General features: G+C 65.1%; 13 protein-coding genes. 7 read left to right on the top strand and 6 right to left on the bottom strand.

The window, feature by feature from the left end:
* Window positions 1–10: 10 nt before the first annotated feature.
* The gene (locus tag BLS27_RS11100; protein WP_167358090.1) at window positions 11–2,560 is read left to right on the top strand and encodes an excinuclease ABC subunit UvrA; all 2,550 of its coding nucleotides are present in this window, start codon (window positions 11–13) and stop codon (window positions 2,558–2,560) included.
* A gap of 33 nt (window positions 2,561–2,593) precedes the next feature.
* Here the strand turns inward: BLS27_RS11100 and BLS27_RS11095 are convergent, their stop codons facing one another.
* Window positions 2,594–3,523 (bottom strand): malate dehydrogenase, encoded by a 930-nt coding sequence (locus BLS27_RS11095; protein ID WP_043207034.1) that lies wholly within the window; start codon window positions 3,521–3,523, stop codon window positions 2,594–2,596.
* Window positions 3,524–3,803: 280 nt separating this feature from the next.
* On the opposite strand from BLS27_RS11095, the gene BLS27_RS11090 reads away from it, so the two are divergent.
* A complete protein-coding gene (locus tag BLS27_RS11090; RefSeq protein WP_043207036.1) occupies window positions 3,804–4,250 on the top strand; it encodes a MaoC family dehydratase in 447 nt (148 codons plus the stop codon).
* A gap of 14 nt (window positions 4,251–4,264) precedes the next feature.
* Here the strand turns inward: BLS27_RS11090 and BLS27_RS11085 are convergent, their stop codons facing one another.
* The gene (locus BLS27_RS11085) at window positions 4,265–4,660 is read right to left on the bottom strand and encodes a tetratricopeptide repeat protein (protein WP_070571164.1); all 396 of its coding nucleotides are present in this window, start codon (window positions 4,658–4,660) and stop codon (window positions 4,265–4,267) included.
* Window positions 4,661–5,082: 422 nt separating this feature from the next.
* Between BLS27_RS11085 and BLS27_RS23825 the strand changes: the two genes are divergently transcribed.
* From BLS27_RS23825 to lapD, 3 genes are all read left to right on the top strand, one after another.
* Window positions 5,083–5,253, top strand: coding sequence for a hypothetical protein (locus BLS27_RS23825; RefSeq protein ID WP_167358089.1), 171 nt, complete (start codon window positions 5,083–5,085; stop codon window positions 5,251–5,253).
* 145 nt (window positions 5,254–5,398) lie between these two features.
* Window positions 5,399–6,076, top strand: a complete 678-nt coding sequence (gene lapG, locus BLS27_RS11080; RefSeq protein WP_090344735.1) for a cysteine protease LapG — start codon at window positions 5,399–5,401, stop codon at window positions 6,074–6,076.
* Window positions 6,077–6,085: 9 nt separating this feature from the next.
* Window positions 6,086–8,032 carry a cyclic di-GMP receptor LapD gene (lapD, locus tag BLS27_RS11075; RefSeq protein WP_090344733.1) on the top strand — a complete coding sequence of 649 codons (1,947 nt, stop codon included), beginning with the start codon at window positions 6,086–6,088 and terminating at the stop codon, window positions 8,030–8,032.
* A 28-nt stretch (window positions 8,033–8,060) separates the two neighbouring features.
* Here the strand turns inward: lapD and BLS27_RS11070 are convergent, their stop codons facing one another.
* A complete protein-coding gene (locus BLS27_RS11070) occupies window positions 8,061–8,402 on the bottom strand; it encodes a tryptophan synthase subunit beta (RefSeq protein WP_070571167.1) in 342 nt (113 codons plus the stop codon).
* Between the two features lie 225 nt (window positions 8,403–8,627).
* Here BLS27_RS11070 and BLS27_RS11065 point away from each other — a divergent pair, with 225 nt between their 5' ends.
* Complete coding sequence (locus BLS27_RS11065) at window positions 8,628–9,347, top strand: EthD domain-containing protein (RefSeq protein WP_090344731.1); 720 nt, start codon at window positions 8,628–8,630, stop codon at window positions 9,345–9,347.
* On the top strand, window positions 9,344–10,099 hold the full coding sequence (locus BLS27_RS11060) for an SDR family NAD(P)-dependent oxidoreductase (RefSeq protein WP_090344727.1): 756 nt from the start codon (window positions 9,344–9,346) through the stop codon (window positions 10,097–10,099). Before BLS27_RS11065 ends, BLS27_RS11060 begins: the two co-directional genes overlap by 4 nt.
* A 59-nt stretch (window positions 10,100–10,158) precedes the next feature.
* On the opposite strand, the gene BLS27_RS11055 is transcribed toward BLS27_RS11060, so the two are convergent.
* Genes BLS27_RS11055 through BLS27_RS11045 form a run of 3 tightly spaced genes read right to left on the bottom strand, consistent with a single transcriptional unit; the run spans window position 10,159 to window position 12,046 of the window.
* Window positions 10,159–10,965 (bottom strand): DUF3618 domain-containing protein, encoded by an 807-nt coding sequence (locus tag BLS27_RS11055; protein WP_090344725.1) that lies wholly within the window; start codon window positions 10,963–10,965, stop codon window positions 10,159–10,161.
* Window positions 10,962–11,390 carry a phage holin family protein gene (locus tag BLS27_RS11050; protein WP_043207053.1) on the bottom strand — a complete coding sequence of 143 codons (429 nt, stop codon included), beginning with the start codon at window positions 11,388–11,390 and terminating at the stop codon, window positions 10,962–10,964. The genes BLS27_RS11055 and BLS27_RS11050 overlap by 4 nt, the downstream gene beginning before the upstream one ends.
* Window positions 11,390–12,046: a hypothetical protein gene (locus BLS27_RS11045; RefSeq protein WP_232092082.1), complete on the bottom strand. Its 657-nt coding sequence runs from the start codon at window positions 12,044–12,046 to the stop codon at window positions 11,390–11,392. The genes BLS27_RS11050 and BLS27_RS11045 overlap by 1 nt, the downstream gene beginning before the upstream one ends.
* Between the last annotated feature and the right edge of the window lie 45 nt (window positions 12,047–12,091).

The raw sequence follows: 12,091 nt of genomic DNA, 5'->3' as shown, positions 1-12,091 counted from the left end.
CCGCCGCCCCATGACACGCACCCCCTCCCCGACCGACCGTGCCCACCTCGAGACCGAAGACGGCTATGTGATGGTGCGCGGCGCGCGCGAACACAACCTCAAGGATGTGGATGTCGCCATCCCCCGCGATGCACTGGTGGTGTTTTCCGGCGTTTCCGGCTCCGGCAAGTCATCGCTGGCCTTCGGCACTCTGTATGCCGAAGCGCAGCGCCGCTACTTCGAATCCGTAGCGCCTTACGCCCGGCGACTGATCGACCAGGTGGGCGTGCCGGATGTCGACGCGATCGATGGATTGCCCCCGGCTGTGGCGCTGCAACAACAACGCGGTGCGAGCAATGCCCGTTCCTCGGTCGGCAGCGTGACCAACCTGTCGAGCCTGGTGCGCATGTTGTACTCGCGCGCTGGCACCTACCCCAGCGGCCAGCCGATGCTGTATGCCGAAGACTTCTCGGCCAATACACCGCAAGGGGCCTGCCCGGCGTGCCATGGCCTGGGGCACGTCTATGAGGTCAGCGAGGCGAGCCTGGTCCCCGACCCGACCTTGAGCATCCGCGACCGGGCCATCGCCGCCTGGCCAACGGCCTGGCATGGGCAGAACCTGCGCGACATCCTGGTCACCCTGGGCTATGACGTCGACAGGCCCTGGAAAGACCTGCCGCAGGCAGACCGCGACTGGATCCTGTTCACCGAAGAAGCGCCCACCGTGCCGGTCTATGCGGGCCTCACGCCGGCCGAAACCCGCACCGCCCTCAAGCGCAAACTCGAGCCCAGCTACATGGGGACGTTCACCGGTGCCCGGCGTTACGTACTGCACACATTCGCCAACACCCAGAGCGCGCTGATGCGCAAGCGTGTGTCGCGCTTCATGGAGGGTCGCCCCTGCCCAGCGTGCGACGGCAAGCGTCTGAAGCCAGAGGCATTGTCAGTGACGTTCTGCGGGGTGGACATCGGCACCCTGGCCCAGATGCCGCTGGACCAGGTCGTGGCCTTGCTCGAACCGGTCAGCCGAGGCCAAGTCTCTGCCCAGGACACCCGCTCGAGCGAAAAACAACTGGCCGCGCAGCGCCTGGCCGAAGGGGTGTTGGCGCGCCTGCGCACGCTGCAGCAGCTGGGCCTTGGCTATCTCACCCTGGAACGCGCCACACCGACACTGTCGACCGGCGAGCTTCAGCGACTGCGCCTGGCCACGCAACTGAGCGCCCTGCTGTTCGGCGTGGTCTATGTGCTCGACGAGCCTTCAGCCGGCCTGCACCCTTCCGACAGCCAGGCGCTTTACGACGCCCTCGACCGCCTGCGCGACGCCGGCAACTCGGTGTTCGTGGTCGAGCATGATCTGGAACTGATGCGCCGCGCCCAATGGCTGGTGGATGTCGGTCCCGATGCCGGTGAGCGCGGCGGCCGCGTGCTCTACAGCGGGGCCCCGGCGGGCCTGCGCGAAGTGGCCGAATCGCACACCGCCCGCTACCTGTTCGACCAACTGCCCGCCCCCAGCACTCGCGCCCGCACACCCACCGGCTGGCTGGAGCTGAAGGCCATCCGACGTCATAACCTGCACGGCGTGGACGCACGCGTGCCGCTGGGTGTGCTCACGGCGGTGACCGGCATCTCCGGCTCCGGCAAGTCGAGCCTGATCGCCCAGGCATTGCCCGAGTTGATGCTGCTGCACCTGGGGCACGAACCTGAGGAGCAAGACAGCGAAGCCAGCACCGAAGGCCCGACGATCATCGAGCGCACCGGCGGTCACCTGGGCGGCGATGTACAGGCCGTGCAACGGGTCGTGCAGGTGGACCAGAAGCCGATCGGTCGCACGCCTCGCTCCAACCTGGCGACCTATACCGGGCTGTTCGACCCTGTGCGCAAACTGTTCGCCGCGACCGACGAAGCCCGCAAGCGCCGCTATGACGCGGGGCGTTTCTCGTTCAACGTGGCCAAGGGGCGTTGCGACACCTGTGAAGGCGAAGGCTTCGTCAGCGTCGAGCTGCTGTTCATGCCCAGCGTCTATGCCCCCTGCCCCACCTGTCACGGCGCCCGCTACAACGCGGACACCCTTGCGGTGCAATGGAATGGCCGCAACATCGCCGACGTGCTGCGCATGACCGTAGAAGAAGCCTGCGATTTCTTCGTCGACGAGCAAGCGGTATCGCGCTCGCTGCAGGTGCTGCGCGAGATCGGCCTGGGTTACCTGCGCCTGGGCCAGCCGGCCACCGAGCTGTCCGGCGGCGAGGCGCAGCGCATCAAGCTGGCCACCGAGCTGCAGCGCAGCCAGCGAGGGCGCACACTGTACGTGCTCGACGAGCCGACCACCGGCCTGCATGTGGCCGATGCCGACCGGCTGATGGCGCAGTTGCAACAGCTGGTCGATGCCGGCAACAGCGTGGTGATGATCGAGCACGACATGCGCATGGTGGCCCAGGCCGACTGGGTGATCGACATTGGACCCGGGGCAGGCCAGGCCGGTGGCCTGGTCGTCGCGACCGGCACCGCCGCCGAGGTTGCCCAGGTTCAGGGCAGCCGCACTGCGCCCTATCTCGCGCAGGCGTTGGCCCGCGGGCACGCCTGAGGGGCGCTGCGGCTGAACCCGCGCCCTGCAGGCTCACAGCGCTTTCATTTCGCCGATGTCACGCGCCACCTGGTCGGCTGAGTGGTCGAACATCGATTGCTCCTGCGCATCCAGGGGCAGTTCGACGACCCGCGTCAGCCCTTGCTCTCCCAGCACGCAAGGCACCCCCATGGCAATGTCCCGGCGCCCGTACTCGCCCTCGAGGATCGCGACCGCAGGCAGAATGCGGTTTCGACCGTTGGCGATCGCATCCACCATCTGGGCGATTGCCACGCCCGGTGCATCGCATGCGCTCCCCACCTTCTTCAGGCCCAGGATTTCGCCGCCTCCCTGACGGGTACGCTGCACGATCCGCTCGATCTGCTCAGAGGTCAAAAAGTGCGAAAGCGGTACAGAGCCGACCGTGCAGTAGCGCATCAACGGCACCATGCTGTCGCCATGGCCTCCGAGCACCAGCGCCGCGATATCCCGGGCAGAAAAGCCTGTCTGTTCGGCAATGAAGCACTTCATCCGCGCGGTATCCAGCACCCCGGCCTGCCCGAACACCTTGTCGCGGCCCAGCTCACTGAGGCTCCAGGCCCGGTAAGTGAGCACATCGACCGGGTTCGACACCACCAGTACGATCGCCGACGGGGCATGCCGATTGATGTCCCGCATGATGCCGTCGAGTATCGGCAGGTTGATGCTCAGTACATCCTGGCGCGACTGACCCGGCTTGCGCGGCACGCCCGCGGTGATCACCACCAACTCGGAATCCTGCAGCAACTGAGCATCGCCCCCTCCGTAGACCCGGGTATCGGAACCGGACTCGACGGCTGCCTGCCAGACATCCAGTGCCTTGCCCTGCGCCATGTCCCCTTGCACATCGATCAACGTCAGCTCACGGCAGAACTCCTCCCGGGCGATGATTTGCGCCGCCGCCTCACCCACCATTCCGGCACCCACAATGGACAATTTGTTCACCTCACACCTCCTCGCGGCCCGCGCCACCAGCCAGACGCCGCCGATACCAGCAGTATCGGCCCTGGCGAAGGCCTCGCAGTGCTTTCACGACGCAAGGCCGCCTGGGGTGTTGTCGACAGCGAGAGTGGACTTCGAGTCAGGTCAAGGTTTCGCTTGGCGCTTTCCAGCGCCGCGACCTCTGGCTACAAGTGTCGGCCTACTTGAACAAGGCCCCACTATCGCGTTTGATGGGCCGAGCGCAGCGTGCCGCTCCCGGCCTCTGCCCCGTGAGGAGCCTGACATGACCGACCCGATCTATCTGGAGGACCTGGCCGTAGGTGATACCTTCACCAGCGGTGAGCATTGCCTGGATGTTGAACAGATCATTCGCTTTGCCCGTGAGTACGATCCGCAGCCGTTTCACCTGGACGAAAGCCTTGCCAAGGACACGTTCTTCGAAGGGTTGGCCGCCAGCGGCTGGCAGACCAGTGCGCTGACCATGAAACTGTTGGTGAGCAGCCTGCCCCTGGCCCGCGGCGTGATCGGTGCCACTGCCGAGGTTTCCTGGCCGCAGCCCACCCGAGCAGGCGACCGGCTGCGTGTGCAGAGCACCATCGTGAGCATCACGCCCTCGCGCACGCGCCGCGACCGCGGCATGGTGGTGGTCGAATGCATCACGTCCAACCAGCGGGGCGAAACCTTGCAGCGCATGACGAGCAAGGTGCTGTGCTTTGCCCGTGAGGCCTAGGCGCCCTGCCGGGGTCAGTAGCGGATGAGTTGTTCGGCGGTGATCATGCCGCTGGCATCGCCGCCGGCCCGCTCGGAGTCCTTGATCGCCGCAGGCATTGCACCTGAGCGCTGAGCGTTGCGGGCCGCCGTTATCAGCTGAAGATTGCGAGCGTACAGCGCACGATTGGCGCCGACACGAAGGTTGGAGCGGGCCGCCAGCGTCTCGGCCTGCTGGTATTGCCCCTGCTGCAGGCGCAACACACCCAGGTAATGCAAGGTGGCGGGATTGTTCGGCTGTATGTGCAGCGCGCGTTCCAATGTCGCCGCCGCCTGGTCCAGATGACCTTCTGCATATTGCTGCGAGGCGGCTTCGATCAACGCGGTGGAGGCGTTGTTGCTACGGGCTTGAGTGGCACGGCCGCCAGCCATGGCACACTGGGATACGACCACCGTCAGACACAGGCATAAAGCCAACCATACAGGCGTGCTTGGCATCGGAAACGAACTCGACAAGACCGGGTGGACTGCCACACGATGGGCAGGTTTGCAGCCGTCCAGGTTGGCTGGGCCCTTGTTCGGAAGGCAAGGGATGCTATCGACCGGGCCCGCCGCTTGAAGTTCCGCGTCGCCCGGCCTGATCCGCCGCTTTCGCCTCCCCCAAGGCTGGCCTCGGTCGGGATGAGGTTTCCAGCCCTGCAACGGCCAGCGGCCATCAGGGCCGAGCACGCGGACAGGACCAATCGGCCAATTCCGATGGAAAGCCTGCCGTCTGCCAAAAACCAGGCTGCATCCTGGGATCCAAAGGCGTTATGGTTAGCACCATCCCCACGTCAATTGCCATGGAGGCAGTCATGACCACCCTCTTTCGCGCCAGCCTGCTGCTGTTGATCGTCGGCATGATCCTGGGCGACATCGTGCTCGCCAGCGTTGGCTTGTGCGGTGTGTGTGGCATTGCCGTGCATGGCACGATCCAGCAGGATGCCCGGGCAGAGCCGCCCGCCGAATCGGATTTCATTGCATAGCTGGCGCATGGCCATAGCTGGGCGCCGATCATCTACACTGCTCGTTGTCGCCGGGCAGTGACGTGCCCTGCGCTTTTCCCGGACGACAGCACCACGGTTGTCAAGGATCGGTACTCAATAGGCCTTAGCAGTGGCGAAACCCAGGATGCTCGAAACCGTCGTGTGGCGCCTCGGCCTCGCCGTCCTGTTGGCGCTTGTGCTGCTGGGCAGCCTGCGCGCCGATTGGGATTTCTCGCAGATCAGCCGACGGGCCCAGGCCCTCTATGGCCCTCTGGGCCCAGGCCAGGCGCGCATCGATGCCTGGCAGCAGCTGCTCGCCACCCAGCAACAAGGCAGCGAGCTGGAACGGCTGCGGCAGGTCAATCTCTTCTTCAACCAGCAGTTGCGCTACGTCGAAGACATCGACCTGTGGCGCGACATCGATTACTGGGCCACACCGATCCAGTCACTGATCAAGGGCGCAGGCGATTGCGAGGACTACGCTATCGCCAAGTACTTCAGCCTGCGGCGCATGGGCATCCCCAGCGAGAAGCTACGTATCACCTATGTCAAGGCCCTGCGCCAGAATCGGGCGCACATGGTCCTGACCTATTATTCGACCCCACAGGCCCAGCCGCTGGTGCTCGACAGCCTGATGGACGCGATCAAGCCGGCGGGCGAGCGCACCGACCTGTTGCCGGTCTACGCCTTCAACGGTGAGGGTCTCTGGCTGACCGGCGCCTCGGGGAACAAGAAAGTCGGCGATACCAAACGGCTGTCGCGCTGGCAGGACGTGCTGAAAAAGATGCAGGCCGAAGGCTTCCCGGCCGAACCGGTCTACTAAGGAGCGCAGATGTCACTGTTCAAACAATTGCTGTTCGCCATTTGCCTGTTCCTGGTGGTTGCCTTCACCGGCAGCTTCATGGTCAGCCTGGAAAGCTCGCGTAGCCAGTACGTGAACCAGCTGCGCTCGCATGCCCAGGACGGTGCCACTGCATTGGCCCTGTCGCTGACGCCGAACATCGACGATCCAGCCATGGTCGAGCTGATGGTGAGCTCGCTGTTCGACAGCGGGTACTACGCCAGCATCAAGGTCATCGACCTGGCCTCCAACGCCGTGCTCGTGGAGCGCCACGCCGAACCCGACAGCAATGGCGTGCCCGCCTGGTTCATTCGCCTGGCGGGATTGCAGGCCGCCGGCGCGGACGCCATCGTCAGCCGCGGCTGGCAGCAGGCGGCACGGGTCGAGGTGGTCAGCCACCCGATGTTCGCCCTGGCCAAGCTCTGGCAAGGCGCCTTGGGCAGCCTGGGCTGGCTGCTGCTGTGCGGGGCCTTGAGCGCCGTGCTGGGCGCCTTGCTGCTGCGCCGCCAATTGCGCCCGCTCGATTACATGGTTGCCCAGTCCCATGCCATCGCCCGCCGGGAATTCCTCAGCCTTCCGGATCTTCCCCGCACGCCCGAACTGCGCCGCGTCGTCCAGGCCATGAACCAGATGGTCGAGAAGCTCAAGGCGCTGTTCCACGAACAGGCCGAGCGCAGCGAGCAGCTGCGTGCCGAATCGTATCAGGACAGCCTCACTGGCCTGGCCAACCGGCGTTACTTCCAGATGCAGCTCAACGACCAAGTCAGCAACGTCGAGGACGCCCGGGCTGGCTACCTGCTGCTGCTGCGCATTCAGGACCTGGCCGGCCTCAACGCGCGCCTGGGCGGGCAACGTACCGATCAGTTGATCCAGGCGGTGGCCGAACAGCTACGCCGCGCTTGCGCCTCCCATCCCCAGACCCGCGACCTGATCGCGCGCAGCCGTGGCGGCGAGTTCGCCGTGCTGGCCCCTGGCCTGGACTCCGAGCAAGCCGTACACCTGGCCCAGGCATTGGAGCAGGCCTTGCACAGCCTGCACCAGACCGAGGCCAGCGATGTCAGCCCGGTGGCCCGCATGGGCCTTGCCCCCTACACGCCAGGCGATCAGCCCGACGCACTGCTCAAGCTGGCCGATGAAGCCCTGGCGCGCGCCGAGCACCAGGGAGCACCGAGCTGGGTGTGCCTGGAACGCAGCGCCGCGACACAGGCACCCGACAGTCAAAATGCCTGGCACTCGCGGCTCGACCGGGCCCTGGACCGGGGGCTGTTCGAGCTGTTCTTCCAGCCGGTGGTCGATTGCCAGGTGCCGAGCCGGATCCTGCATTACAAGGTCATTTCCCGTCTGCACGATGATCAGGGCGAGCCGTTGGCGGCGGGTCGCTTCCTGCCGTGGCTCGAACGTTTCGGTTGGATGCCGCGCCTGGACCTGTTGATGCTGGATAAGGTCCTCAGGCATCTGGAAGGCCACGATGCCTCCCTGGCACTGAACCTCTCGGCCGCCACCCTGGCCGATGACGGCGCAATGCGCCAGGTCTACGAAAAGCTCGGCCATCATCGCGCATTGGCCGCACGCTTGACCCTGGAAATCGGCGAAGAGCAACTGCCCCGGCAGGCCTCGCTCGAGCACTTGACCCGACGCCTGCGCGAGTTGGGCGTTGGCCTGGCGCTGCAGCGCTTCGGCGGGCGCTTCAGCATGATCGGTAACCTGGAAAACCTGGGACTTGCCTACTTGAAGATCGATGGTAGCTACATTCGCCACATCGATCAGGAGCAGCATAAACGCCTGTTCATCGAAGCCATTCAACGGGCAGCGCACAGCATCGACCTGCCGCTGATTGCCGAGCGGGTGGAGTCCGAAGGGGAATCGAACGTTCTGCGCGAAATGGGCGTGCAAGGGATGCAAGGGCGGCGGGTGGGCGAGCCTGTGCCCTGGCGCTGACGTCAGCGCTGCCGCCCCCCGGACGGGGTCAGATCAGACCACCGCCCTCGTCTTCCTCGATCAGGTTGTTCAGGCTGCCGAGCGCCTTGCGCGCCGAAGAGCGGTTGAGCAGTTTGGACTGAGCATCCGGCGGCAGGTCGGTGATGCTGATCACGCCCTTGGTGGTCAGCACGTCGATCAGGTCTTCGAGCACACGGATCATGTCCAGGTCACTCTGCTTGAGCTGGCGAAGGCTGTTTTCCACCACATCGTCCGCGAACCAGGCCTGGATTTCGCCATGGTCGGCGGGGAGTATCTCCGTGTACTCGGCGTAAGGAGCGGCTTCGACCCGCAGCAGTTGGCCTGCGGCATCGCGTTGCACGTAATACATGGTATCGACCCTCGTGACGTGTTGGTTTCGCCTTGTCTGGCCTTTGCGCGAATACATTTCATACAGCCCCTCGCTACGCAGCATAGGCAAAGATCGCCCGGCAACAAGTAAGGCGAGCCTGCTCATCGGCGCGGGATAGTCCGTTTGGAGGATTCCTCTGCAGCGACGGCGATCAACCATGGTCACGGTCATCTCTCAACCATGCCTTGTGTCAAGGAGCGCTCCGTGCAGAAAGTCATCTACCTGCTTTGGCAACCCGAGCACGACACGTTCGATTCGTTCTCCCAGCAATTGAGCGGCCCCCTCGCCGACCGCCTGCACACCCTCGGCGCCCGGCACCTGCAGCTGAACCTGGCCGACGCCGACGTGAGCGCCGCCAACGGCTTGCGCCAGACACAGGCAGGCCCCCTGCCCCAGGCCGTACTGAGCTTCTGGCTGGACAGCGCCGTCGGCGAATTCCGCCGCCCATTCGACGAGGCCTTGCAGGCGATCTGTTCGCGCATTGCGGGGTACCTGGTCTGCGAGTCGGTGCCCATCCGCAACACGCGATTCCCCGCCAGCCCCGGCCAGCGCACCCACGGCTTCTCGCAACTAGCCTTCCTGCAACGGCCGACGCGCTTGAGCCACGAGGCCTGGCTCGAGGTCTGGCAAAACCACCACACACCGATAGCCATCGATACCCAGGACAACTTCCAGTACGTGCAAAACCTGGTGGTGCAGGTGCTCACCCCTGGCGCCACCGCGTTGGCGGCCATCGTCGAGGAATGCTTCCCGCCGGCAGCCATGGACGATCCGCAGGCGTTCTTCGATGCGCCGGGCGATGAGGCGAAGTTCCAGCACAACCTGGCGCTGATGATGGACAGCTGCCAGCGCTTCATCGATTTCGACCAGCTGGGCGTACTGCCCACCAGCCAATACCCCCTGTCACTGGAGTTCCTCGCATGAACCGTCTTACCGGCAAGACAGCCCTGGTCACCGGCGGGGGTCAGGGCGTAGGCCAAGGCATTGCCCTGGCGTTGTGCGCCGAGGGCGCGCGGGTGGCCGTCGCAGGACGCACACTGGCCCCCTTGGAAGCGACCTGCGCGCAAATCCGCGCGCGCGGTGGCGAGGCACTGGCGGTGGTCTGCGACGTCACCCAGGCGCAGGCCATCGAGCGGTGCGTGGCCCAGGTGCTGGAAGCGTTCGGCACGATCGACATCCTGGTCAACAACGCCCAGATCGTACCCCTGGGCCGATTGCTGGAGGTCAGCGACGAGGCCTTCGCCCAAGGCATGGACTCAGGCCCCCTGGCCACCCTGCGCTTGATGCGTGCATGCCACCCGTATCTGCGGGGCGGCGGCGTGGTGGTCAACCTGGCCTCCTCTGCCGCAGTGCGCTGGGACGCCTGCGGCTATGGTGCCTATGCGGCGGCCAAGGAAGCCATCCGCTGCCTCAGCCGCGCAGCCGCATGCGAATGGGGGCCTGATGGCATACGCGTCAATGTGATCGCGCCCCACGCCTTGTCTCCAGGGCTCGAAGGCTGGATGCAAGCCCACCCGCAAGAAGCCGAAGCGTTCCTGCAGGGCATTCCGCTGCGCAGGGTCGGGGATTGCGAAAACGATATCGGCCGAACGGTCGCGTGGTTGGCCAGCGACGAAGCAGGCTATCTGACCGGCGCCACGCTGCCGCTCGATGGCGGCCAGGCGTTCTGGGGGTGAGCATGCAGTAGCGCCAGCCTCCTGGGACGCTCCGGAGGCTGGCGGCCATTACCGGCAGATCAAGGTGGAAAACCCAACCCTGCGGAAAGATCGGCCCCCTTGGCATCACGCGCCGTGCCAGGCGCCTGCTGCCCCGAGGTATCGTCGACGGCATGTTTCACCGACGCCTTGAGCCCCTCGCCCTTGGCCTTGAGCGCGTCGGTGACCCGATCGCTGCTGGGCCCCACGAGTCGATCCTCCTGACGCGTGCCGGGCAGCGCAGCGCCCAGCGCCGCCCCCAGCAGTACGCCCAGCGCGGCCAGCACCAGCGGCTGCTCCTTGAGCAGGTGGTCCATCTGGCCCTTCAGGGCGGTGGCCTGGTCGCCTATCTGATGTGCGCGGCTGCCCAAGGATTGGGCAGAATCGCTCACCGAGGCGCGTGCGCCCTGGCCGAGCTCGCTGGCGCGGTCCCTCGCATCGTGGGCTTTGCTGCGCACCTTGTGGCTGGCATCGTGCACCGTCTGTGCGGCTTGGGCGAATGCACCTTTCACGGAATCGACCGCATCACCCAGTTTTTCGCCCAGCCCAGGCCCTGTGGATGCAGGGCCTGGATTAAAGGGCCGGTGCTGGTTAAGGCCCAGCCAAGCCAGGCCAAGGACCGTCAGGGTCGCAGGTACCGGGTTGTTCTTGAGGGTGGTGCCCAGGTTGTGCAGGAACTCGCCACCATTGCCTTTGCCATAGGCAAGCAGCCTGTCGACCAATTGCCCAGGGCTCAGTCGTTGCTCCAGTGCATCGACCAGTTCGTTGATGTGCTCGCGCTTGGCGTTGATTTCCTGCTCGAGCAAGTCGGGGTCTTTTTGTGCGTCGCGTTCGAAGGTGCTGGTCATGGCAGTTTCCTCTTCAAGGTGTCCTTGTCCTGCTCCATGGCATGCAACGTACGGTCAGGTCTGAGGTGCGAAGGCTCGAACTGCTTCTTGCCCGATTGCACCATGATCAAGCCGACGATGACGGTGACGGCACCCACGATCAGCGCAGCCAGCCACGGCTCCAGCACCATCGCCAGGGCATAGACCGCCGCCAGCAGGAGGATGACAAAACCTGCCAGCAACACGATCGCGCCGGTCGCTACGGCCGCCGTGCCGGCCTTGAGCGTGGCCAGGTTCTGTTGCAGTTCGGCCTTGGCCAGTGCCAGCTCCTTGGCGAACAGTTCCGGGACTTCGCGCATCAATTGGCGCAGCAGGCCCGTCACGCCCACGGGATCGTCGACCGTCGAATGTGCAGTTGGGGTGTGTTGCAAAGGGTCCTTGTTCATCACTCGCCTCCTTTGAGTGGATCGCGATCCAGTGGGCTGTCAGTCACCGGCCTTCCGGCGCCGAGCCCCACAGGGTCGACGGGGGTGTAGGGTTTGTGGGTGGAAACATCGCTCGCCCGATCGGGCACGGCTGGTAGGGTGTGATCGGGCTCAGGGCGCGCGTGCGTCGTAGGTTGAGGGGGTTCGGCGGTTGCGTGGCGGTTGCTGGCACTGGCGAAACGCGACAAGGCAAATCCCACCGCCACGCTGCCTGCGAGAAAGAGCGCAGGATTGTCCCGCGCCAGCTGTGCACCTCGCTGTAGCAGGCTTTCGGCACTTTCATGACGAACCTGCTCGGCGAAGCTGCCGATGCAGGCGGCCGCCTCGTTCAGATAGTGGGAAAGCCCTAGGCTGTCATGGCCCTCAAGCTCCGAAGCCGCCGAACGCGCGCCTTCCTTGAGAGCGTCGAGCTGCTCCGCCGCACGGTCGCGGTATTGCTCGTACTGGTGGGTACCTTGGGTTTTCGCATCATCGAGCAAAGCTCCGGCTTCATCGGCAATGGCGTGGAGGTGATCCTGTGTACTGCCCGGCCTGGAGGTGGCGCTGGGGTCGTTTTTTTCCATCATGACGTCCTCGAAGTTGACGATGGGGTGAATGCCGGAACTTGCGACATTCATTCGAGGGACGTGGGCGCAACACAGGGAGTTCAGTCCAAGCGATCG

Origin of the sequence: Pseudomonas guariconensis (genome assembly GCF_900102675.1) — a bacterium.
GTDB lineage: Bacteria > Pseudomonadota > Gammaproteobacteria > Pseudomonadales > Pseudomonadaceae > Aquipseudomonas > Aquipseudomonas guariconensis.
Note: the sequence above shows the minus strand (reverse complement) of the source record. Positions and strands in the feature narration are given on the sequence as shown.